This window comes from Alteromonas sp. MMG017, assembly GCF_018100795.1.
Lineage (GTDB): Bacteria > Pseudomonadota > Gammaproteobacteria > Enterobacterales > Alteromonadaceae > Alteromonas.
The window spans coordinates 1-754 of the sequence record NZ_JAGJDY010000052.1 but is presented as its reverse complement, the minus strand read 5'-3'; the positions used below and the strand labels follow the sequence as shown (position 1 = coordinate 754).

1 protein-coding gene is annotated in these 754 nt (G+C 41.9%); it reads right to left on the bottom strand.

Annotated elements, in window-relative coordinates; translation table 11 throughout:
• Positions 1-387: 387 nt before the first annotated feature.
• The coding region (locus J8L84_RS20185) for a hypothetical protein (RefSeq protein WP_247670908.1) at positions 388-754 on the bottom strand (367 nt) is incomplete at its 5' end.

Here is a 754-nt window from a genome sequence, read left to right as displayed (position 1 = left end):
AAAAACTAATAAAGTCAGCATACGATTGATTATTAACACAAACAAGTAAAACAACAGTGCAGTGATGTAGTTGATTTGACTGAAGCAAGCCGCCCTATGAATTACCAAGTGCAATGGCGCCTGTTGGCCTAGAAAAAGAACTTGGCGGTAAAGCGCCTATTGCGCAACCTTTGAAGTAAGCGCGGTGTCATTAAAACTACCAATGCTTGGGCGATGTATGAAACAACAGGTGAGGGTGGTTGAACTGATATTTTTATAAAGCCAAACGTAGTTTAGGCTGACGCCTTCTAACTTTTAAATAAGGGGCGCAGACAGGTGGGGCATAATGGCGCAGCCGCCCCGCGTGTATGCGTCCCAGCGAACGAAGTGAGTGACTTGATTTTTTTGTTAGGTGGCATTGTTTCCTCGAAGATACACGCCAATGTGGTTGCCCGAATACTTATGATTTTTAAAGTTACCACGTTTTACAATTGGAATAGAGCCTAAAGAGTTGGTTATTTGTTCCTGAAGCGCAGGCGTGCTGAATCTCGATTTTTTGGGTACAACTATTAGTGGCGTAAATAAGAAATGAGAAAAGTCTTGGTTGCCAATTATTACGGTATATCCACTTTTTTCTAGTTTGGTTTTTAGTTTAGTTAGCTTTGCTTCGCTAACACCACTGGTATGGAGATGGATAGTAGGTTTGGCGACTGATGTGCACCCAACTAACACAATAACAATAAATGACAGTAGTACCGTTTTCATCCCTGACACC